Source organism: Staphylococcus arlettae, assembly GCF_002902345.1.
GTDB lineage: Bacteria > Bacillota > Bacilli > Staphylococcales > Staphylococcaceae > Staphylococcus > Staphylococcus arlettae.
Genome location: NZ_PPQB01000018.1, coordinates 118,887 through 143,125 on the forward strand (window position 1 = coordinate 118,887; position 24,239 = coordinate 143,125).

The 24,239-nt window shown below is 36.1% G+C and carries 20 protein-coding genes and 1 other annotated feature; all 20 genes read right to left on the reverse strand.

Going from position 1 to position 24,239, the window contains the following annotated elements:
• Nucleotides 1-60 precede the first annotated feature (60 nt).
• The 20 genes from rpoC to CD036_RS08925 all read right to left on the reverse strand — a co-directional run bounded on the left by rpoC (nucleotide 61) and on the right by CD036_RS08925 (nucleotide 24,229).
• Entirely contained in the window at nucleotides 61-3,651 is a 3,591-nt protein-coding gene (gene rpoC, locus CD036_RS08825; protein WP_167868140.1) for a DNA-directed RNA polymerase subunit beta', read from the reverse strand.
• Between the two features lie 187 nt (nucleotides 3,652-3,838).
• The gene (gene rpoB / locus CD036_RS08830) at nucleotides 3,839-7,390 is read right to left on the reverse strand and encodes a DNA-directed RNA polymerase subunit beta (RefSeq protein ID WP_103388464.1); all 3,552 of its coding nucleotides are present in this window, start codon (nucleotides 7,388-7,390) and stop codon (nucleotides 3,839-3,841) included.
• A gap of 201 nt (nucleotides 7,391-7,591) precedes the next feature.
• On the reverse strand, nucleotides 7,592-8,203 hold the full coding sequence (locus CD036_RS08835) for a class I SAM-dependent methyltransferase (protein ID WP_002509419.1): 612 nt from the start codon (nucleotides 8,201-8,203) through the stop codon (nucleotides 7,592-7,594).
• A 231-nt stretch (nucleotides 8,204-8,434) separates the two neighbouring features.
• A complete protein-coding gene (gene rplL, locus CD036_RS08840; protein WP_002509418.1) occupies nucleotides 8,435-8,803 on the reverse strand; it encodes a 50S ribosomal protein L7/L12 in 369 nt (122 codons plus the stop codon).
• 40 nt (nucleotides 8,804-8,843) lie between these two features.
• Nucleotides 8,844-9,344 carry a 50S ribosomal protein L10 gene (gene rplJ, locus CD036_RS08845; RefSeq protein ID WP_002509417.1) on the reverse strand — a complete coding sequence of 167 codons (501 nt, stop codon included), beginning with the start codon at nucleotides 9,342-9,344 and terminating at the stop codon, nucleotides 8,844-8,846.
• A 73-nt stretch (nucleotides 9,345-9,417) separates the two neighbouring features.
• Nucleotides 9,418-9,560, reverse strand: a sequence feature (ribosomal protein L10 leader region).
• 87 nt (nucleotides 9,561-9,647) lie between these two features.
• Entirely contained in the window at nucleotides 9,648-10,343 is a 696-nt protein-coding gene (gene rplA, locus CD036_RS08855) for a 50S ribosomal protein L1 (RefSeq protein ID WP_002509416.1), read from the reverse strand.
• A gap of 217 nt (nucleotides 10,344-10,560) precedes the next feature.
• On the reverse strand, nucleotides 10,561-10,983 hold the full coding sequence (gene rplK / locus CD036_RS08860) for a 50S ribosomal protein L11 (RefSeq protein WP_002509415.1): 423 nt from the start codon (nucleotides 10,981-10,983) through the stop codon (nucleotides 10,561-10,563).
• Between the two features lie 157 nt (nucleotides 10,984-11,140).
• A complete protein-coding gene (nusG, locus tag CD036_RS08865) occupies nucleotides 11,141-11,689 on the reverse strand; it encodes a transcription termination/antitermination protein NusG (protein WP_002509414.1) in 549 nt (182 codons plus the stop codon).
• Between the two features lie 14 nt (nucleotides 11,690-11,703).
• Nucleotides 11,704-11,883: a preprotein translocase subunit SecE gene (gene secE, locus CD036_RS08870; protein WP_103388465.1), complete on the reverse strand. Its 180-nt coding sequence runs from the start codon at nucleotides 11,881-11,883 to the stop codon at nucleotides 11,704-11,706.
• 93 nt (nucleotides 11,884-11,976) lie between these two features.
• Complete coding sequence (rpmG, locus tag CD036_RS08875) at nucleotides 11,977-12,120, reverse strand: 50S ribosomal protein L33 (protein WP_002509412.1); 144 nt, start codon at nucleotides 12,118-12,120, stop codon at nucleotides 11,977-11,979.
• 126 nt (nucleotides 12,121-12,246) lie between these two features.
• Nucleotides 12,247-12,813, reverse strand: a complete 567-nt coding sequence (locus CD036_RS08880; RefSeq protein WP_167868137.1) for a sigma-70 family RNA polymerase sigma factor — start codon at nucleotides 12,811-12,813, stop codon at nucleotides 12,247-12,249.
• A gap of 81 nt (nucleotides 12,814-12,894) precedes the next feature.
• Nucleotides 12,895-13,422 carry an NYN domain-containing protein gene (locus CD036_RS08885; protein WP_103388467.1) on the reverse strand — a complete coding sequence of 176 codons (528 nt, stop codon included), beginning with the start codon at nucleotides 13,420-13,422 and terminating at the stop codon, nucleotides 12,895-12,897.
• Complete coding sequence (gene rlmB / locus CD036_RS08890; RefSeq protein ID WP_002509409.1) at nucleotides 13,422-14,168, reverse strand: 23S rRNA (guanosine(2251)-2'-O)-methyltransferase RlmB; 747 nt, start codon at nucleotides 14,166-14,168, stop codon at nucleotides 13,422-13,424. Before rlmB ends, CD036_RS08885 begins: the two co-directional genes overlap by 1 nt.
• A gap of 4 nt (nucleotides 14,169-14,172) precedes the next feature.
• Entirely contained in the window at nucleotides 14,173-14,523 is a 351-nt protein-coding gene (locus CD036_RS08895) for a Mini-ribonuclease 3 (RefSeq protein ID WP_082435643.1), read from the reverse strand.
• 40 nt (nucleotides 14,524-14,563) lie between these two features.
• A complete protein-coding gene (gene cysS / locus CD036_RS08900) occupies nucleotides 14,564-15,964 on the reverse strand; it encodes a cysteine--tRNA ligase (protein ID WP_002509407.1) in 1,401 nt (466 codons plus the stop codon).
• Complete coding sequence (cysE, locus tag CD036_RS08905) at nucleotides 15,948-16,598, reverse strand: serine O-acetyltransferase (protein ID WP_002509406.1); 651 nt, start codon at nucleotides 16,596-16,598, stop codon at nucleotides 15,948-15,950. Before cysE ends, cysS begins: the two co-directional genes overlap by 17 nt.
• 300 nt (nucleotides 16,599-16,898) lie before the next feature.
• Entirely contained in the window at nucleotides 16,899-18,356 is a 1,458-nt protein-coding gene (gltX, locus tag CD036_RS08910; RefSeq protein ID WP_002509405.1) for a glutamate--tRNA ligase, read from the reverse strand.
• A gap of 377 nt (nucleotides 18,357-18,733) precedes the next feature.
• Nucleotides 18,734-19,795 carry a PIN/TRAM domain-containing protein gene (locus CD036_RS08915; RefSeq protein WP_103388468.1) on the reverse strand — a complete coding sequence of 354 codons (1,062 nt, stop codon included), beginning with the start codon at nucleotides 19,793-19,795 and terminating at the stop codon, nucleotides 18,734-18,736.
• Nucleotides 19,796-19,859: 64 nt separating this feature from the next.
• Entirely contained in the window at nucleotides 19,860-21,227 is a 1,368-nt protein-coding gene (radA, locus tag CD036_RS08920) for a DNA repair protein RadA (RefSeq protein ID WP_103388469.1), read from the reverse strand.
• Between the two features lie 530 nt (nucleotides 21,228-21,757).
• Entirely contained in the window at nucleotides 21,758-24,229 is a 2,472-nt protein-coding gene (locus CD036_RS08925; protein WP_021459824.1) for an ATP-dependent Clp protease ATP-binding subunit, read from the reverse strand.
• Between the last annotated feature and the right edge of the window lie 10 nt (nucleotides 24,230-24,239).

Below are 24,239 nucleotides of genomic sequence, written 5' to 3' on the forward strand. Positions count from 1 at the left end.
TTATTATCAAAAAAACAAGTGACCGATTAAGGCATCGGTCACTATGTTTTATACACCTTGTTATTCAGTAATAATAGCTTCTTCTATTTCTTGTTCCGGAGCAGCTTTATCGTATTTAACGTCTCTATAACGTCTCATACCTGTACCTGCTGGAATCAATTTACCGATAATAACATTTTCCTTCAAGCCAAGTAAGTTATCACGTTTACCTTTAATTGCAGCATCTGTTAGGACACGAGTTGTTTCTTGGAATGAAGCCGCAGATAAGAAGCTTTCAGTTTCAAGAGATGCTTTCGTAATACCTAATAATACTGGTTTAGCTGTTGCTGGACGTTTACGTTCTTTGAACGCTTCACGGTTAGCATCAGTAAAGTTGTGAATGTCTACTAATGAACCAGGTAATAGTTTCGTATCGCCTGCTTCAATGATACGTACTTTACGTAACATTTGTCTTACCATAACCTCAACGTGTTTATCGTCGATTTCAACACCTTGCATACGGTAAACTTTTTGAACTTCTTTTAGTAAGTAGCTTTCAGTTGCGTTCAAGCCAGCAACAGATAAGAAGTTTTTCGGTTCAATTGAACCTTCAGTTAATACTTCTCCACGCTCTACTGCTTGTCCAACTTCTACTTTCAATCTTGAAGTACCTGAAGCAAGGTAAGATCTAGTTTCATTATTACCTTTAATGACAATTTCTTGTTGACGGTCTTTCGCTAGTTTAATGTCTTCTACCGTACCTTCGATATCAGTGATTACCGCTTGTCCTTTTGGATTACGCGCTTCAAAGATTTCTTGGATACGAGGAAGACCTTGAGTGATATCGCTACCTGCTACCCCACCTGTGTGGAATGTACGCATTGTAAGCTGTGTACCAGGTTCACCGATTGATTGGGCTGCAATTGTACCAACTGCTTCACCAACTTCGACTTTTTCACCTGTAGCAAGGTTTTTACCGTAACATTTTTCACATACACCATGACGTGTATTACATGTAAATGCTGAACGGATATACATTTCTTCAATACCAGCATCTGTAATTTGTTTAGCGATATCTGCAGTAATTAATTCGTCTGGACGGATGATAATTGCATCTGTTTCAGGGTGACGAATTGTTTCTTTAGAATAACGACCTTCGATACGCTCGATGAATGGTTCAATCATTTCAGTACCTTCTTTGATGTCTGAAACAAGTAAACCACGGTCTGTACCACAATCTTCTTCACGGACAATAACATCTTGAGCCACATCAACAAGACGACGAGTAAGGTAACCTGAATCGGCAGTTTTCAGTGCTGTATCGGCAAGACCTTTACGCGCACCGTGAGTAGAAATAAAGTACTCTAATACTGTTAGACCTTCACGGAATGATGATGTAATTGGTAACTCAATAATTTTACCGGATGGCGCAGCCATGAGTCCACGCATACCTGCTAACTGTGTAAAGTTAGATGCGTTACCACGGGCACCAGAGTCACTCATCATGAAGATAGGGTTTGTTTTATCTAATGACTGCATTAATTCACCTTGAATCTTATCTTTGGCGTCTGTCCAAATTTCGACTACTCGGTTATAACGCTCATCTTCAGTAATTAAACCACGATTAAATTGTTTTGTAATACGTTCAACTAATTCTTCATGTTCATCTAAAATATCTTGCTTGTCTGGTAATACCACAATATCAGATACACCAACAGTAATACCCGCTTTAGAAGAGAACTTAAATCCTAAGTCTTTCATTCTATCAAGCATCATTGATGTGTCAGTGATGCTAAAGCGATTGAACACTTCGGCAATGATATTACCTAAGAATTTTTTGTTGAATGGATCAACAAGTGGTTGATCTTTGAAGTATTCTTGTAATCCGCCTTCACCTAGTTCAGTTGCAGAAACAAAGTACTTATCTGGTGTTTTATCTTCTAAATTAGCTTGTGAAGGTTCATTAATATAGGCGAATGAATCAGGAATAATCTCATTAAATATCACTTTACCTACAGATGTTGTCAAGATCTTACGATTTTGTTCTTCTGTAAATGTTGGATTATTAAATGATTGTGCGTGCACACCAATACGTGTGTGTAAGTGCACATAACCATTAGCATACGCTTTTAATACTTCGTTAGTATCGTTGTAAATTGTACCTGTATTCACAGCATCTGCACGTTCTAATGTTAAATAATAGTTACCTAATACCATATCCTGTGATGGTGTAACAACTGGTTTACCATCTTTAGGGTTTAAGATATTTTGTGCAGCTAACATTAACATACGTGCTTCAGCTTGTGCTTCTTTAGATAAAGGTACGTGAACAGCCATTTGGTCACCATCAAAGTCAGCGTTATAAGCCGTCGTTACAAGTGGATGTAAACGAATCGCACGACCTTCAACTAATGTTGGTTCAAAGGCTTGGATACCTAATCTGTGAAGTGTAGGCGCACGGTTAAGTAATACTGGGTGTTCTACGATAACATCTTCTAAAACATCCCATACTTCATCGTCCATGCGTTCAATTTTACTTTTGGCATTTTTAATATTCGTTGCAATTTCACGTTGTACTAATTCTTTCATAATGAATGGTTTGAATAATTCTAATGCCATTTCTTTAGGTAGTCCACATTGGTACATCTTCAAGCTAGGTCCTACTGCAATAACAGAACGGCCTGAATAGTCAACACGTTTACCTAATAAGTTTTGACGGAAACGACCTTGTTTACCTTTTAACATATGTGACAATGATTTTAATGGACGGTTACCTGGACCAGTAACTGGACGGCCACGACGACCATTATCAATTAAAGCATCTACTGCTTCTTGTAACATACGTTTTTCGTTTTGTACGATGATGCCAGGAGCACCTAAGTCTAATAAACGTTTTAAACGGTTATTACGGTTAATAACACGACGATATAAATCGTTTAAATCACTTGTAGCAAAACGTCCACCATCTAATTGAACCATTGGTCTGATCTCTGGTGGAATAATTGGTAATACGTCTAAAATCATCCAAGCAGGATTATTACCAGAATGTCTAAATGATTCAACAACTTCTAAACGTTTAATAGCACGAGTCAATCTTTGCCCTGTAGCTGATTCAAGCTCATCACGTAAGTGTTTTAATTCATCATCTAAATTTATTTCTGCTAATAAATCTTTAATACCTTCAGCACCCATTTTAGCGCTAAATTGGCCTGGGAATTTATCATAATACTCTCTGTATTCTGCTTCAGAAAGTAATGTTTTCTTCTCTAAACCTGTTGGTCCTGGGTTAACTACCACATAAGACGCGAAGTAAATAACTTCTTCTAATGCTCTTGGTGACATATCTAATAAAAGGCCCATACGACTTGGGATACCTTTGAAATACCAAATATGTGATACTGGTGCTGCTAATTCAATGTGTCCCATGCGTTCACGACGCACTTTAGATTTAGTTACTTCCACACCACATCTGTCACAAACCATGCCTTTATAACGCACACGTTTGTATTTACCACAACTACATTCCCAGTCTTTTGTAGGTCCAAAAATTCTTTCACAGAAAAGACCATCTTTTTCTGGTTTAAGTGTACGATAGTTTATTGTTTCTGGCTTTTTGACTTCACCAAAAGACCAAGATCTGATTTTTTCAGGTGAAGCAAGTCCTATTTTCATATAATGGAAATTATTTACATCAATCAAGGAGCCTACCTCCTTCAATTTAGATTAACTGTGCAAATTGATTGATTGGCTTATATCAACAAAATGAATAATAAAAGTGTCAAGTTGCGTATACATAGCACGATAAACGCGCTATGTACGACAACCTGTGAATTTATTCTTTATTTAGTCTTAAATACAATTAGTCAGTGATTTCTTTTTGTGATTCTGGCGCGCCTTGTTGTTGTAAGTCAACTTTACGCTCTGTTGCTTCTTCATCTTCTGTATCATGCATGTCGATTTCATTATCGTGTTCATCCATAATTTTAACGTCTAAACCTAAACTTTGTAATTCTTTCATCAATACGCGGAATGATTCTGGAACACTTGGTCTAGTGATATTTTCACCTTTAACAATAGCTTCGTATGTTTTCACACGACCTACTGTATCATCGGATTTATAAGTTAAGATTTCTTGTAATGTATAAGCAGCACCATATGCTTCAAGTGCCCATACCTCCATTTCACCGAAACGTTGTCCACCAAATTGTGCTTTACCACCAAGTGGTTGTTGTGTAACAAGTGAATATGGTCCAGTTGAACGCGCATGTAACTTGTCATCAACCATGTGCGCAAGTTTAAGCATGTACATTACACCAACTGAAATACGATTATCGAATGGTTCACCAGTACGACCATCATAAAGTACAGTTTTACCGTCTCTAGCCATGCCTGCTTCTTCAATAGTTGACCAAACATCATCATCGTTGGCACCATCAAATACTGGTGATGCAACATGAATACCTAAGTTTTTCGCAGCCATACCTAAATGTAATTCAAGTACTTGTCCAATGTTCATACGTGATGGCACACCTAATGGATTTAACATGATATCGATTGGCGTACCGTCTGGTAAATAAGGCATATCCTCTTCAGGAACAATTTTCGAAATTACACCTTTGTTACCGTGACGTCCACACATTTTATCACCAACGTGTATTTTACGTTTTTGAACGATATAAACACGTACCAATTGATTTACGCCTGGCGCAAGTGTGTCGTCTCCTTCTTCACGATTGAAGACTTTAACATCTAGCACGATACCGCCTGCACCATGAGGTACACGTAATGAAGTATCACGAACTTCTCGTGCTTTTTCACCAAAGATTGCATGTAACAAACGCTCTTCAGCAGTTAATTCTGTGACACCTTTTGGCGTTACTTTACCAACTAAAATATCACCGTCGTTAACTTCGGCACCAACATAGACAATACCGCGATCATCTAAGTTTTTCAGTGCGTTATCCGAAACGTTTGGAATGTCTCTCGTAATTTCTTCAGGTCCTAATTTAGTATCACGTGCTTCAGATTCATATTCTTCAATATGGATTGAAGTGTAAACGTCATCTTTAACAAGACGTTCACTCATGATTACAGCATCCTCGTAGTTATAACCGTCCCAAGTCATGAAACCAACAACTACGTTTCTACCTAAGGCCATTTCACCTAATTCCATTGAAGGACCGTCAGCTAGGATTTCACCTTTTGTCACAACATTACCTTTTGCAATGATTGGACGTTGGTTATAACAAGTACCAGTATTAGAACGTTTGAATTTAGATAATGGATAACGATCTAATTCACCTTCGTATTCTTGACCATTTTCTTCAATCAAGCGACGAACTAGGATTTCATTAGATTCAACGTGCTCAACGCGACCTTTGTATTTTGCAATAACTGCAGCACCAGAGTCACGAGCAGCTACGTGTTCCATACCTGTACCTACGAAAGGTGATTCAGGGTTCATCAACGGTACTGCTTGACGTTGCATGTTCGCACCCATTAATGCACGGTTAGAGTCATCGTTTTCTAAGAAAGGAATACATGCCGTTGCAGCTGAAACTACTTGCTTAGGTGATACGTCCATGTAGTCCATTTTTTCTTTAGCCATAACTGTGTTATTACCGCGGAAACGACAAACAACTTCGTCATCTAAAAACTTACCATTTTCATCTAAGTTAGAGTTGGCTTGTGCTACCACATAGCTGTCCTCTTCATCAGCAGTTAGGTAATCAATTTGATCTGTAATTGAGTTTGTTGCTAAATCTACTTTACGGTACGGCGTTTCGATAAAGCCAAATTCATTTACACGTGCATAACTTGATAGTGAGTTAATTAAACCGATGTTTGGTCCCTCTGGTGTTTCGATAGGACACATACGGCCATAGTGAGAATAGTGTACGTCACGTACTTCCATTTGAGCACGTTCACGTGTTAAACCACCAGGTCCTAATGCTGATAAACGACGTTTATGTGTTAACTCAGCTAATGGGTTAGCTTGGTCCATGAATTGTGATAATTGTGAACTACCAAAGAATTCTTTGATAGATGCAATAACTGGACGAATGTTGATTAATTGTTGTGGTGTGATTGAGTCTGTATCTTGAATAGACATTCTTTCTCTAACCACACGTTCCATTCTTGATAAACCAATACGGAATTGGTTTTGTAATAATTCACCTACTGAACGTAGACGTCGATTACCTAAATGGTCAATATCATCAGTAAAGCCAATACCACTTAATAAGTTAAAGAAGTATGACATAGATGCGATAATATCTGCTGGTGTAATACATTTAACTTCTGAATCAGGGAACGCGTTACCAATTACTGTAGTAGTACGTTCTTCTTCATCATTTGGTACATATACTTTGATAGATTGAATTTCAACTGGTTCATCAATTACTGTACCTTCTAATTCAAATACTTCACTATTTGCATTTGCTTCTAAAACATCCATGATTTCATCTAAGCTACGACGATCTAAAACTGTGCCTTCTTCAGCTACAATTTCACCTGTCTCAGCATTAACAATCGGTTCTGCTAATTTTTGATTAAACAGACGATGTTTTAAATGTAGTTTTTTGTTTGCTTTATAACGACCTACACTTGCTAAATCATATCGTTTTGGATCAAAGAAACGTGAATATAATAAGCTTTTAGCATTTTCTACTGTAGGTGGCTCGCCAGGACGTAAACGTTCATAAATTTCTAGTAAAGCTTGGTCTGTATTTTCAGTACCATCTTTTTCTAGTGTGTTACGTAAATATTCATTATCTCCTAATAGATCGATGATTTCTTGATCTGTAGAGAAACCTAAAGCACGTAATAACACAGTTAAAGGTAGCTTTCTAGTTCTGTCGATACGTACATATACAACATCTTTTGCATCTGTTTCATACTCTAACCATGCACCACGGTTAGGAATGATAGTTGCATCATAGTTCGTACGACCATTTTTATCTAGTTTTTCGTTGAAGTAAACGGATGGTGAACGAACAAGTTGTGATACGATAACACGTTCTGCACCGTTAATCACAAATGTACCTGTATCTGTCATTAATGGGAAATCTCCCATAAACACTTCTTGCTCTTTTACTTCGCCAGTCTCTTTAATAATAAGACGTACTTTCACTCGAAGTGGTGCAGCATACGTTGTATCACGGTTTTTCGATTCTTCTAAATCATATTTTGGTTCACCAAGTCTGTAATCTACAAACTCTAAAGACAGATTACCTGTGAAATCTTCAATCGGTGAAATATCACGGAACATTTCTAGTAACCCTTCTTTTAAGAACCACTCATATGATTTCGTTTGAATTTCGATTAAGTTCGGTAATTCTAATACTTCTGAAATTCTCGCATAATTTCTACGTTTACGATGTCTTCCATATTGGACAAATTGACCTGCCAAACAGATTCACCCCTCAAAAATTGTGTGTTTACTTTTGATAAATAACCAAATATAATAAGACAAAAAGAAAACGGTAGCACTCCTTATGACACCATTTTCTATTTACTATATTAGCAATATACATTGTTATTTTATACGTAAAAGTACACACTTATTGAACATAAATTTTTACATTCTATAACTATATCAGAATCAAGTATTTTAATCAAGCTTTACACTTCGCAAAATGTAATAGCCTTTACTTTTTTCTACTACTTCTACGTTTTCAAATACTTCTTGCATTTTCTTCTTCGCTGAAGGCATTCCTTGTTTTTTCTGAATAACAACATAGAGCGCGCCTTCTTGTTTCAACTTACTACTGGCGTCCGTTAGTATTTGATGCACCACAGTTTTTCCTGCTCTAATAGGTGGATTAGTTAACACAAAGTCAAACGTAGCGTCCTCTACTTGAGTTAAACCATCACTTTCTACAATTTCAACATTTTCGATGTGATTTTTTTGTTTGTTGCGCTTTGCTAATGCTAACGCACGCTGATTCACATCTACCATTGTAACCTGATGATGTGGTGCTACTTTAGCAACCATTAAGCCAATGGGCCCATAGCCACATCCAACATCAATTATATTTTTCGTAGGTCCAGGGGGATTTGCTTTCAAAAATGTTGTAACTAACAAGTCAGAACCAAAGTCTATCTTCCCTTTCGAAAAGACACCTGTATCTGTTGTTAGTTTTAAATTATGATTATCGTAGGAGTAGGTAAAAACAGTTTCATCACTTTCAACTTCAGGATTCGCATCATAATAGTGGCTCATGACTACACCTCATTTTAATCCACAAATTGCGGATTATGTATTATCTTAGCTAGTGCTTAGTTCAAATGATAACGTAGACCTTTAAAGATAATCAAAAGATAAAACCCCGTTATAGTGATAACGGGGTTTTCATTTCTCAAAAATCTCAGACTGCAAGTTGCTTACATATCACTTTGATAATGTAACTCTCGGCCTGCAATATAAAATTATTCATTAGTTAAGAGGCTAGAATTATTTTAATTCTACTGTAGCGCCTACTTCTTCTAATTGTGATTTAAGCTCTTCAGCATCTTCTTTAGATAAGCCTTCTTTAACTACTTTAGGAGCTCCGTCTACTAATTCTTTAGCATCTTTTAATCCTAAGCCAGTTGCTTCTTTAACAGCTTTAACAACTTTGATTTTAGATGAACCAGCTGAAGTTAACTCTACGTCAAATTCAGTTTGTTCAGCAGCTGCATCTGCGCCGCCTGCTGCACCTGCTGCTGCTACTGGAGCTGCTGCAGTTACACCAAATTCTTCTTCAATTGCTTTTACTAAGTCGTTTAATTCTAATACTGACATTTCTTTAATTGCTTCAATGATTTGTTCTTGATTAGCCATTTTAATATTCCTCCATTAAGTTAAGTTTTTTTATGCGCAATTATTCAGCGCTTTCTTCTTTTTCTTCACCAACAGCTTTAACTGCATATGCGAAGTTGCGGACTGGTGCTTGTAATACAGATAATAGCATTGATACAAGACCGTCGTGTGATGGTAGAGATCCAACTGTTTTAACTTCTTCAGCTGAGATAACGCTACCTTCCATAATACCTGTTTTAATTTCTAATGCTTCGTGTTCTTTAGCGAATCCTGCAAGTACTTTTGCTGGCGCAACGACATCTTCAGTAGATGTTGCAACAGCTGTAGGTCCTACTAAGAATTCATCTAATCCTTCGATACCAGCTTTTTCAGCAGCACGACGAACCATAGTGTTTTTGTAAACTTTGTACTCAACACCAGCTTCACGTAATTGTGAACGTAGTTCTGTCACTTCAGCTACACTTAAACCACGGTAGTCTACGATTACAGTAGATACTGAGTTTTTAAGTTGTTCAGCAATAGTATCAACTTGTTGTTGTTTTGCTTCAATGATAGCAGACATTTAGACACCTCCATACAATTTATTTTGGTGCTTTTAATTTTGAATAATACTCTAGCTTAAGAGTTAAAAGCATCACTCAATAAAAAAAGCACTTTCTACCCACGGCAAAAAGTGCTTGAAAGTTTCTTCACGTTCAAGTCAATTTTAGCCTCGGCAGGATGTAATTTTAAGTTAATGTATAACTCCTACTGTCTTAGGTAAAATAATCACATAAACCAATATAACTGGTTTATTGTAATATGTCAATATTTATTTATAGACTGAAAGGAATACTTTCAGTCTATTTATATTAGATATGATTTATTATAGTTTAAAGCCTGAAGTATCAACTTTAACGCCAGGACCCATTGTTGTAGTAATACCAACAGATTTGAAATAAGTCCCTTTAGCTGAAGATGGTTTAGCTTTTGCTAATACATCTTGTAAAGCTCTGAAGTTTTCAACTAATTTATCAGTATCAAATGAAGTTTTACCAATAGATGCATGTACAATACCAGCTTTTTCAGCGCGGTATTCTACTTTACCAGCTTTGATTTCTTCAACAGCTTTTTTCACATCCATAGTAACTGTACCTGTTTTAGGGTTTGGCATTAAACCTTTAGGTCCTAATACACGACCTAATTTACCAACTTCACCCATCATGTCTGGTGTTGCAACAACTACATCGAAGTCAAACCATCCTTGTTGGATTTTGTTTACGTAGTCGCCTTCGCCTACGTAATCAGCGCCTGCTGCTTCTGCTTCTGTTGCTTTGTCACCTTTAGCAAATACTAATACACGTTGTGATTTACCAGTACCGTTTGGTAATACTACTGCACCACGGATTTGTTGGTCATTTTTACGTGTATCAATGCCTAAACGGAATGCTACTTCTACTGAAGCATCAAAGTTAGCGATGCTTGTTTCTTTAGCTAATGCGACAGCTTCTTCAACATCGTAATGTTTTTGGCGGTCTATTTTACTAGCTGCTTCTTGATACTTTTTACTTTTTTTAGCCATTTATTGTTCCTCCTTTAGTGGTTTTAGCGGAATTTCCTCCCACGTTTACTTGCCTGCGCAAGTTAAGAGCAGATAACAGTGAAGTGTGTATGGACTTTGGGAGACTTCCTCAACAGTTCTACTTCTTCATTTACGACAATGTTGAATACTGCGATCATGTTTGTCATCTCTGTCATCTGCTACTATCCGTCTATCTGTTTCATGTTAATTGTTATAATTATTCTACTGTGATACCCATACTACGTGCAGTACCTTCGATAATACGTATAGCTGCTTCTTCGTCTGCAGCGTTTAAGTCTTGCATTTTGCTGTTAGCAATTTCGCGTACTTGATCTTTAGTTACTGTAGCAACTTTGTTTTTATTAGGTTCGCCTGAACCTTTTTCAACGCCAGCTGCTTTTTTAAGTAGTACTGGAGCTGGTGGTGTTTTAGTAATAAATGTAAATGAACGATCTTCATAAACACTGATTTCCACCGGAATGATTAAACCTGCATCTTCTTGAGTACGTGCGTTGAATTCCTTACAGAATCCCATAATGTTCACACCTGCTTGACCTAATGCTGGACCAACTGGTGGTGCTGGGTTTGCTTTACCTGCAGGAATTTGTAATTTAACTACTTTTTCTACTTTTTTAGCCACGATGTGCACCTCCTTGATATCGTGATGTGGTCACAGGACTGAGTTTTGCCCTCCCACTCTTCTACATTTCGTGACGAAATGGAACGCTCTAAAGCGCGACCACAGTATTATACCATCAATCTATATTAGAAATCAATAGTAATTTTCCTTTTAATTATTATAATTTTTCTATTTGATCAAATTCTACTTCTACCGGAGTTTCTCTTCCAAACATGTCTACTAAAACTGTTAATTTGAATTTATCCGCTTCAATTTCTTGTACTTCACCAACTTGGTTAGCAAACGGACCAGATTTCACTCGTACTTGTTCACCTAAATCAACTTCAACATCAATCGTTTTTTCTTTCATGCCCATTTGTTTTAAGATGAAACGTACTTCATCAGGCAATAAAGGATTAGGTTTTGAGCCTGCACCAGCAGAACCAACGAAACCAGTTACACCTGGTGTATTCCTTACAACATACCAAGATTCGTCGGTCATCACTAATTCAACTAACACATATCCTGGGAATGTTTTTTTAGTTAGCTTTTTCGCTTTACCATCTTTAACTTGTGTTTCTTCCTCTTCTGGTATGACAACTCTAAAAATTTGTTCTGTCATATTCATAGATTCTACACGTTTTTCTAAATTCTTTTTAACTTTATTCTCATAACCAGAATAAGTATGCACTGCATACCAATGCTTTGCACTAACTTCTTCAGACATGTCGTCACTCCTCACTATTTAATTAATTCTATAAGTCTGCCAATTCCTAAGTCTAAGGCATAGAAGAAAGCTAGAAAGAAGATTACTGTAGCAACCACAATTACTGTGTACTTAAATAAATCTTCTTTAGTTGGCCAACTTGTCTTTTCCATTTCAGACTTTACGCCTTGAAAGAAACCATCTTTTTTAGCCATTATAAACCCTCCATCTCATTATACTCGAGTCATCCATTACTACTATGTTATCCGTTCGCGTTTGCAGCTACTTAATATGAAATACACTAACATTTATTTTGTTTCTTTATGCAGTGTATGTGTATTACACCTAGGGCAATATTTTTTCAATGTAAGTCTCGTAGTTGCATCGTTGTGTTTGGGTAAATTGTAATTTCGGCTGCCACATTCTTCACAATTCAACGGTACTTTTTTCAATAAACCTCACCTTATTCATTATAATACCAATCTACTATACATAAGTCATATAGCAATTGTCAAACATCAATACTATTGTAAAATGTATCACGTGTTGTCATATCACCATATTCAGTGTACTACATTTTATTGCCACCAGAGTAGTAAATAACGCTTAATTTTGCGTTTTGCTCTTTGAATCCCGTTATAGACTACTTTGTGTTCTATATTAAAACGCTGTGCAATAGAATGCGGTTTATAGCCATTTACCATATCAGTCATAATAGTACGTTCTAATATGGTCAGTCGTTCGAAGCTCTGATTTAATATTGTTTTCAACTCATTACGTAATATAATCACTTCAATATTTTGCTGTTGTGTACGTGATTCATAATTCACACGAAACTCTTGCACTAATGCTTGCCGTTGCACATTTTGTAACGCGCGTCGTCGAAAGTAATCTGCTTTTGTTGTTTTCACTATTTTATTGATGTAATGTTCAATTGGTGTGTCTTGCTTAAAGTCAAAATGCGCTATATTGAGTAAAAGCTTCAGGATAATGTCTTGAAACAAATCATCTTTACTATCTTTAGTAATTGAGCTGCAATTTAAACTTGCTTTAATCTTAGGTGTGACCTGTGCAATGATGTGGTTTACTAATGTTTGATTATGTTCATTAGTGGCATGGGCTACAGATTGCTTTTTAGTTGTCATATGGTCTCTCATGATATGTTCCTTTCCGTTAGAATATTCATATCATACAAAGCGAGATCACTAAAAAGCAAGAGGGCAAAATTAGTCTTTCTTGTGGTTACCACGCCTAATTTTTTCGAATTCTTGCAATATCTCATTTGATAATGGGATACGTGTTCTTGGTTTAGTTTCATTGAAGCCATCTAATGACTTAGAAATAGTCGTTTCGTTTTCTTCTAAATCGCGCCACATTTCTCTCGATGAGATGCGATAGGCGCCTGTGCCAAAGATTGCATGTTGTTCACTCATGTCACTCGTTACTACTGTAATATGTGTCGTATGTTTATTATACAAATCGTAAACATACTTTTCGATGTAGCTATCAGCTGTTTCCTTTTCTTTCGTAAACACTGTTTTAACACCATGATACTCATACTCAGAGTGCAAACCAGATTGGTCGTAAGCATCAAATACACAAATGACTTCATCAGCAACAACCGCACTGAAGTTTGCAATAGCAATCAATAATTGTTCACGAGCCTCTTCTAGATTTTCCTGTGCGAGTTTGCTTAACGTTTTAGATTGGCCAATCATATTATATCCATCTATGATTAAGTACCTTTCCTTCATTATGCATCTCCAATCTGATTCCGTTTACGATAAACTTCGTACATCAGTAAACTTGCTGCTACAGATGCATTCAAACTATTGACGTGTCCAACCATAGGAATCTTGATATAAAAATCACATTTATCTTTCACTAATCTACTCATACCTTGGCCTTCACTACCGATAACTAACGCAAGTGGCATGCCAGCATCCAACTCACGATAATCGGTTGCGTTATCTGCTTCCGCTCCTGCTACCCAATAGCCATGTTCCTTTAACGACTCGATCGTTTGTGCTAAGTTTGTCACGCGCATAATCGGCACATGTTGGATAGCACCTGTACTTGCTTTTACAACTGTTTGTGTTAGAGCAACGGAACGACGTTTAGGTATAATAATCCCATCTACACCCGAAGCGTCAGCCGTACGAATAATCGATCCTAAATTATGTGGATCTTCTAACCCATCTAAAATCAACACTGTGGCTAAAGTATCTTTGTTGTCTTGTTGCGCTATAAAGTCATTAAAATCAGTATACTCATAAGGCGCTACTAATGCAGCGACACCTTGGTGTGGTGATTCTGACAAACCGTCTATCTTAGATTTAGGAACGGTTTGTACAATGATTTTCTCGTTTTTAGCTTTTTTTAATATCTCATTGATTTGTTGTTTTCTAATTCCATCTTGAATTAAAATTTTATTAATTGTATGGCCACTGGTAATAGCTTCTTTTACCGCATGTCGACCGACGATAACGATATCTTCCAACATGTCACTCCCTTTCATTTACACTTTCTACAATTGCCTCTAATAATGCTGTCAGACGCTCTTCTTGTGTGTCTAAATATAAAAAGCCAATGACTGCTTCCAAGCCTGAACTTTTCTTATATGTTTGTATATCTGTATTTTTAGCTTTAGTATAACTTTTAGCATTGCGTCCACGACGTACTATTTCTAATTCTTCATCTGTAAACCAAGTGTTCTCAATCAAATATTCTAGTGTTTGTGCTTGGCTTTTAGCAGAAACATATTGTTTTGCCACCTGATGTAAACGATTGGGCTTACTTTGTAATTTCAAAACGATATAGGTTCTAATGTGTTGATCTAACACAGCATCTCCCATATACGCTAATGTCAATGGGTTCAAAAGTTTAGGATTAGTATTAGCCACGTTTAAACCTCACACCTTGAGGCGTATCTTCAAGTATAATATTTTGTGCTTTTAAGTCATCACGAATTTCGTCTGCGCGTGCGAAATCTTTATTTTTTCTAGCAGCATCACGTTCTGCTATTAATGCTTCAACATCTTCATCTAATAATTCATCAGTTGAAGCACCTTCTAATGGCACGCCTAACACATCGCTAAAGATATGGAACACTTCTTTAAAACGTTCTAGTACCGCCAGTGAAGTGGTATTTTCCAATACAAATTTATTTGCTAATTTAACTAAATCGTACCATGCCGTGATAGCATTCGCGGTATTAAAATCGTCATTCATTACAGTTTCAAATTGTGTTAATATGCTATCAATTTGCTCTAAATAGTCACTTTGATCTGTTATATCTGTAGCAATTGCTGCACGCTCTAACACAGCATTATAACTATTACGTATACGCTCTAATCCACTTCTAGCTGCATTAACAAGTTCCATATTGTAATTAATTGGGCTACGATAATGTACGCTAATCATGAAGAAACGTAATACGTCAGGATCAATTTCTTTAATAATGTCATGTACTAACACAAAGTTACCTAACGATTTACTCATTTTTTCATTATCAATGTTAATAAAACCATTATGCATCCAATAATTCGCAAATGGTGCATGGTTGTGTGCTTCTGATTGCGCAATTTCATTTTCATGGTGTGGGAATTGTAAATCTGTCCCACCAGCATGAATATCAATTGTGGCACCTAATTCTTTATATGCCATTACAGAACATTCGATATGCCAACCTGGACGTCCCTCTCCAAATGGACTCTCCCAACTAATTTCACCGGGTTTTGCTTGTTTCCACAATGTAAAATCAAGTGCATCTTCTTTCTGTTCACCTTGCTCAATACGAGCACCTACTTTTAAATCATTGAGTGATTGATGACTTAATTTACCATAATCTTCAAACTTACGTGTTCTAAAATAAACATCGCCACCACTGACATAAGCATAACCTTCATCAACTAATTCTTGAATAAATTGAATAATGTCATCCATATGATTCATAACACGTGGATTCGACGTTGCTTTCTTAACATTCAATGCTGACGTATCTTCATAAAATGCTTCAATATAGCGATCAGCAATCGACTGTACTGATTCGTTCAATTCGTTTGAACGTTTAATGAGTTTATCGTCTACATCGGTAAAGTTAGATACATATTCTACCTCATAACCTTTGTATTCAAGGTATCTGCGTACTACATCATAGTTAATTGCTGGTCGAGCATTCCCTATATGAATATAGTTATAAACTGTAGGTCCACATACATACATCTTCACTTTACCCGGTTCAAGAGGCTCAAAAGTCTCCTTTTGGCGTGTTAATGTATTATATAATGTAATCATCTTGAATCTCTCCATTTCTTGTTTTTTCAAGTTGTTTCTCTAACTCTTTCATTTGCTCATAAATCGGGTCAGGTAAATTTAAATGATCGAATGTTTTACCGATACGTTTACCATCTTGTTTTACTATATGCCCTGGTATACCTACTACAGTTGAAAAACTTGGCACAGAAGTTAGTACTACAGAATTAGCACCAATATTTACATCTGAATGAATTTCAATATTACCTAGTACTTTAGCTCCCGCTGCAATCAGTACGTTATCTCCAATGTCTGGATGTCTTTTGCCTTTCTCTTTTCCAGTTCCGCCTAGTGTCACACCTTGATATATAGTTACATTATCTCCAATTCGACATGTCTCACCAATTACTACTCCCATGCCGTGATCGATAAATAAACGTCTCCCTATCTTTGCACCTGGATGTATTTCTATACCAGTAAAAAACCGCGTAATTTGTGATATTAATCTTGCAAGAACATATTTTTCCTTTTTATATAATGTGTGCGCAATGAGATGACTCCATACAGCATGTAAACCTGCGTATGATGTCACAACTTCAAACGTCGTTTTTGCTGCTGGGTCTTGTTCAAAAACCATATTTATATCATCTTTTACTCTTTTTAAAACTTTAAACAAGATTTTTTCCTCCCTACTAAAAAAGCACCTCTAACACAATATGCTAGAGGTGCTTTGGCACGGTCCCACTCTTCTTTATATATAAGTTTAATTTTGATATTTCATCCCAAAATTGCACTTATATACACTCATTTACATCATTTAATTGTTAGCAACAAAGGTGCATTCCATAGTATTAGTGATGTACTCGCAGCTCCCGTACACTCTCTGAACACTTTTACTACTTACTAATCCTTTGCATTGTCAATTCTTATCATAGGGGTTCTCGTACTGTATTTCAAGTTTCTAAGTGCCACAGATTTATTTTACGTAATGTTGTAATCTTGTTAACACTTTATCTTTACCTAATACTTCAATTGTATTAGGTAATTCCGGTCCATGCATTTGCCCAGTAACCGCAACACGAATCGGCATAAATAATTGCTTACCTTTAATTCCAGTCTCTTTTTGTACTTCTTTAATTGTTTTTTTAATTTCTGTCGCTTCAAAGACTTCTAACGCTTCTAATTTGCTATATAAATGTTCCATCAATTCTGGCACTTGTTCTCCAGCAATGATTTCTTGTTCATCATCGCCTAGTGCTTGCTCATCACGGAAGAATATTTCAGATAACGGAACAATTTCTCCAGCGTAACTCATTTCTTTTTGATATAACGCTACTAATTTACGTCCCCAATCTAGGTCCGCTTCTGTTGGTTGTTCTGGTAATAAGTTAGCTTTAATTAAATGAGGTAAAGCTAATTCAAATACTGTTTCAGTATCTTTTTGCTTCATATATTGGTTGTTTACCCAAGCTAATTTGTGTTTATCAAAGAAGGCAGGTGATTTAGATAAACGTTGTTCATCAAAAATCTTAATAAATTCTTCTTTAGAATAAATTTCTTCCTCGCCCTCTGGTGACCAACCTAGCAAAGTAATAAAGTTAAATAACGCTTCTGGTAAATAACCTAAATCACGATATTGTTCGATAAATTGTAAAATTTTACCATCACGCTTACTTAATTTTTTACGTTCTTCATTAACTATTAATGACATGTGCGCAAAACGTGGTACTTCCCAACCAAATGTTTCATAAATCATAATTTGTTTTGGTGTATTAGAAATGTGGTCATCGCCACGAATAACATCTGAAATTTCCATGTAATGGTCATCAACTGCTACTGCAAAGTTATAAGTTGGCACGCCATCTTTCTTCACAATAACCCAGTCACCTATATTATTGGAATCAAATGAAATTTCACCTTTAACCATATCATCAAACTTAAATGTTGTATCTTTAGGTACTCTGAAACGAATTGATGGTTTACGACCTTCCGCTTCAAATTGTTGTCTTTCTTCTTCAGTTAAATGTGCGTGTTTTCCACCGTAACGTGGCATTTCATTGTTTGCTATCTGTTCTTCACGTTCAGCTTCTAATTCTTCTTCAGTCATATAACATTTATATGCTTTGTCTTCGTCTAATAATTGTTGAATTAATGGATTATAAATTTCTGCACGCTCTGATTGGCGGTATGGTCCATAGCCTTTATCTTTATCTACTGATTCATCCCAGTCAATGCCTAACCATTTTAAGTTATCAAATTGAGAAGATTCGCCATCTTCTAAATTACGTTTACTATCTGTATCTTCAATACGAATAATAAAGTCTCCATCATAATGTTTTGCAAATAAATAGTTAAATAAAGCTGTTCTAGCGTTACCTATATGCAAATAGCCCGTTGGACTAGGGGCATATCTAACTCTTACGCGATCACTCATTATGTTCACTCCTGTTTACCATTTTAATATTATCAATTAACATGCGTGCGTATTGACGGCACATCAAAAAAGTTGAAACATGCTGTAACAACTTATACTTGTTATACCTATACCCACACCATTAACTATGAATATGCTTTGTTATATTTTCTAATTAATAATACCATAGCTCAGCATATTTTGCTTATCACTTTTTTCTAATTTATAGATAATTATCGAAGTAATAGCTTACTTCGCCAATACATAGCTAAAGGCATTTTTCGCTATCTATTGTAGCACGATACAGTATAAATTGATAACACCATGCCTATATCTATGTATTAAAAAATCTATGTAACACCCTATCAATTACATGGCATTACATAGATTATAATTTATTATGCACTAATTTTTTTGGCGAAAATAATACGACCTGATGAAGTTTGTAATAAGCTAATCACTTCTAAATCAATATGTTCTCCAATATGCTTTTTGGCATTGTCTACTACGACCATCGTACCGTCATCTAAGTAACCTACAGCTTGTCCACTTTCTTTGCCCATTTTCGTTAATAATAAGTTAAAACGGTCACCTTGATGGACAGTTGGCTTAATTGCTTCAGATAAGTCATTCACATTTAATGCCTGTATCCCTTGCACATGACATACTTTGTTCAAATTAAAATCAGTCGTGATAATATGACCCCTATAATGTTGAGCTAATTTAATGAGCATTGCATCAATATCACTATGTGATTTTGTAGGATGGATGATGCGTGTCGGATGATCCGTATCATAAAGTTCATTTAATATATCTAATCCACGTTGTCCTTTTTCTCGTTTCACACTATCATTGGCATCAGCAATAATTTGCAACTCATTTATAACGCCTTGTGGTATTAAAATTTCACCGTCAATAAAACCACATTTTATAATATCAACAATACGACCATCGATAATGGCACTCGTATCAATAATTTTAGGTACTGCATTTCTAGCATTAATAGACATCGAACGCGCCATGTTTTCAGGTAAAAACAACAACATTTCATCTCGTTTTTTCAAGCCAAATTGGAAACCAAGATAACCTAATATAATAGTAATAATAATCGGTACAAAATGATTTAATACATTATTACCAATTATTTGGAAAATAAAAGAAATCATAACTGAAATTAATAGTCCTATCATTAGACCAATTGTGGCAAATAAGATTTCAATTGCACTTTGACGCATAATCGTTTGCTCAACTTCTCTTAAGCCTAAGGCGATTTTTCGTATAAACCACCCAAACAAAAGGAAGAAAATAACTATGCCTAATAGACCAGTAAAATAACTATTTTTTAATAGTGGATAATGACTTAGTCCTGTATCATTTATAATTTCTGGTATAAAATAGACGCCCAAACTTGCACCTAATATGACATAGCACAAGATTACAATGACTCTTATCATATTCAATAATACTTCCTTTCCATAGTGACTACATATCGGTGGCAGTACTATTCATTTTCCTTATTTATATTTATTGTTTCAATGCATATTTTAATGCATCATGAACGCTAGAAACACCGATAACTTGAATATTATCAGGGAAAGTCCAGCCTCCAATATTTGTTTCAGGGATAACAACCCTTTTAAAACCAAGCTTTGCAGCTTCTTGTACACGTTGTTCGATTCTGGATACACGACGTACTTCACCAGTAAGTCCAACTTCTCCGATGAAACAATCGAGACCATCAACAGCTAAATCTTTAAAACTAGAAGCCGTAGCCATTATAATTCCTAAGTCAACAGCAGGTTCTGTTAGACGTACACCACCAGCAACTTTAATATATGCATCTTGTTGTTGTAATAAAAAATTCTCTTTTTTCTCTAACACTGCCATCAATAAACTAAGCCTATTATGATCAATACCTGTCGCCATACGTCTCGGGTTATTAAAGGTCGTTGGTGTAACTAATGCTTGTACTTCAATCAATAGTGGTCTTGTCCCTTCCATCGTTGATACAATAGTTGAACCTGGCACATTCGTCGAACGCTCTTCTAAAAACATCTCTGAAGGGTTTTTGACACCTTTTAGTCCGCTTTGTTTCATTTCAAAAATTCCCATTTCATTGGTTGAACCAAAACGGTTTTTGACCGCACGTAAAATACGATAGGCATGATGTTCATCACCTTCAAAATACAACACTGTATCTACCATATGTTCTAACAACCGCGGCCCAGCAATTTGGCCTTCTTTAGTTACATGTCCTACGATAAAGGTCGCAATATTCATTTGTTTAGCAATGTTCATTAAACTTTGCGTACTCTCTCTCACTTGTGACACAGAGCCAGGTGCAGAACTAATTTCAGGATGGAATATCGTTTGGATCGAATCTACAACGATTAAATCAGGTTTCATTTTTTTTACAGTATCATGAATAATTTCTAAATCTGTTTCAGCGAATACGTTTAAATGACTTGAGTCTTCATCTAAACGTTCAGCTCGTAACTTAGTTTGATTTAATGATTCTTCTCCCGTAATATAGAGCACATTGTGGCTTTGTGATAACGTTGCACATATTTGTAACAGTAACGTTGATTTCCCAATTCCGGGATCACCGCCAATGAGCACTAACGATCCACTAACTATGCCACCACCCAATACTCTGTTAAACTCTGCAGATTTACTTTCTATTCTAGGTGCTGTTTCATTATTTACTTCATTAAGTTTCTGCACTTTCGATGCAGTATCTTTACTTCTCACTCCATGTTTTGGGCTTGAAGCTTGTTGCTCTATACTCTCCTCCATTTGGTTCCACGCACCACAACTTGGACATTTCCCCATCCATTTCGGAGACTGATAGCCACAAGCCATACATTCAAATATCACTTTCTTTTTGGCCAAATTTGCACCTCCAACTTTACTTGAACAAATCTATTCTATACCTCTGTTGCTGTAAAAACAATTAAAATATTAAGTGATTCATAGGGCTTATATCACCGTATCTAACTTACTAGTCAATCCTACATTGATTATTTCTTAAAGCTAACAGTTATTAATATGACATTTCCTATTCAATGTTACGCTTACACATTTTACTACTTTATCATATTCTGTCATAAATTGAGACACTATTATTATGCCTAAATAGTATCTCAATTATAGATAAATCAGTGTGCTGAATACTAAAGTAAGCAAACGCAAGATTAACTAAGTATCTCAATTAAGAGCCTTACATCATCGTTTACATAAAAAAGAAGTAGGACAGAAATCTAATTTTATTAAAAAGATTTCGTCGCCCTACCTCAACAATGATGACTCGGATTGAAACACGCATGATTTGAAACGCATGTTTAGTCATCTACTGGCAATATAAAATTAGGCTGAGACATAATTAATTTGTCCCAGCCTTCAAACTTACACACGGAATTCTCTTAAGATTCTGTTGTTTCTGTTTGTTCTTGTTCTTCTGTTTCATTTACACGATCTTTGATATCATACTTAAATTCTTTACCATCATGATCAATAACTACGTCTTTACCTTCGATTTTGTTACCATCTAAAATTAATTCACTTAAGTTATCTTCGACCGTTTTTTGAATAGCTCTGATTAATGGTCTAGCACCATATTCTGGATCATAGCCTTCTTCAGCAATTTTTTCCTTCGCTGTATCAGTAACACTGATGCTAATATCTTGTTCTGACAGACGTTCTGTTAGTTTATTAACCATCATTGTTACAATTTCTTTCAATTCATCTTTATCCAATTTGTGGAAGACGATAATGTCATCGACACGGTTTAAGAATTCTGGACGGAAGGCATTTTTCAATTCTTTCAACATTGTTTTACGAATTGTTTCATAATCTTGTCCTTCTTCTGCACCGCCAAAGCCAGCGAATTTCTGATCTTGTAATTCTTGAGCTCCAACGTTTGAAGTCATAATAATTACAGTATTACGGAAATCTACGCGACGACCTTTAGTATCTGTTAAATGTCCATCATCAAGGACTTGTAATAAAATGTTAAAGACATCTGGATGTGCTTTTTCAATTTCATCAAATAAAATAACAGAATATGGCTTACGTCTAACTTTTTCTGTTAATTGTCCACCATCGTCGTGACCAACATAGCCTGGAGGTGCTCCGACTAAACGACTCACAGCATGTTTCTCCATGAATTCACTCATATCAACACGAATCATTGCGTCTTCTTCACCAAACATTGACTCAGCTAATGCACGTGCTAATTCTGTTTTACCTACACCTGTAGGTCCTAAGAAAATAAAGCTACCGATTGGACGTTTAGGATCTTTCAAGCCTGCTCTGGCACGTCTTACTGCTTTACTGATAGAGTTAACCGCTTCTTTTTGGCCGATAACTCTGTCGTGTAACGTATCTTCTAAGTTGAGTAAGCGTTGTGATTCTGTTTCGTTAATTTTAGTTAATGGAATACCTGTCCAACCAGCGATAACTTCTGCAATATCTTCTTCTGATAATGCTGTGTTTTCGCCATTTTGAGCATTTTTCCAGTTATTTGTTGCTTCTTCATATTGTTTTTCTAATTTTGTTTGTTTATCTCGTAAATTAGCTGCATTTTCAAATTCTTGAGCATGTACAGCTGCATCTTTTTCATTTTTCACTTGTTCAATATGTTGTTCAATCTCTTTTAAATTTGGTGGTGTTGTATGACTTTTGAGTCGTACTTTTGAACTTGCTTCATCTATTAAATCAATCGCTTTATCTGGTAAGAAACGATCTGAAACATAACGATTACTTAATTGTACTGCAGCTTCAACTGCTTGGTCTGAAATGTTGATGCGGTGATGCGCTTCATAACGATCACGTAATCCTTTTAAGATTTCTACAGTATCTTCTACTGTTGGTTCATCTACTTGTACAGGTTGGAAACGACGTTCTAATGCTGCATCTTTTTCGATGTTTTTACGATATTCATCCAATGTAGTTGCACCAATACATTGTAATTCGCCTCTAGCTAAAGCAGGTTTCAAGATGTTGGATGCATCGATAGCACCTTCTGCGCCACCTGCACCTACAAGTGTGTGTAACTCATCAATGAATAGAACAACATTACCTGCTTGGTGAATTTCTTCCATAACTTTTTTCAAGCGCTCTTCAAATTCACCACGGTATTTAGTACCAGCAACTACCGTACCCATGTCTAATGACATGACACGTTTATTTTTCAATGTTTCAGGTACTTCATTGTTAACGATTGCTTGTGCTAACCCTTCAGCAATTGCAGTCTTACCAACACCTGGCTCACCAATAAGCACTGGATTATTTTTAGTACGTCTACTTAATACTTCAATCACTCGTGTAATTTCTTGATCTCTACCAATGACAGGGTCTAAAGTACCGTCTTTAGCAATAACAGTTAAGTCTCTCGCTAAACTGTCTAATGTTGGTGTGTTATTAGATTTATTAGCTTGTGCATTTTTATTATTCATTTCTGGACTACCTAAAGCTTTCACTACTTGTGCACGTGCTTTAGTTATATTTAAGTCTAAGTTTGCAAATACACGCGCTGCAACGCCTTCATTTTCACGAATAAGTCCTAATAAGATGTGCTCTGTACCTACAAAGTTATGGTGTAACTTACGCGCCTCATCCATAGATAATTCGATGACTTTTTTAGCCCGTGGCGTGTAATGGAGTGCGCCCATTTGTTCTTGACCATGTCCAATAAGTTTTTCCACTTCTTCGACTACTTTTTCTTCAGTGATTTCGAATGATTCTAGCACTTTTGCTGCAATCCCTTCTGGTTCTTTCATTAAACCTAAGAGTAAATGCTCTGTACCTATATTTGAATGATTTAAACGGATTGCTTCTTCTTGTGCATGTGCTAATACGCGCTGCGCACGTTCAGTTAATCTACCAAATAACATAAAACGAGAC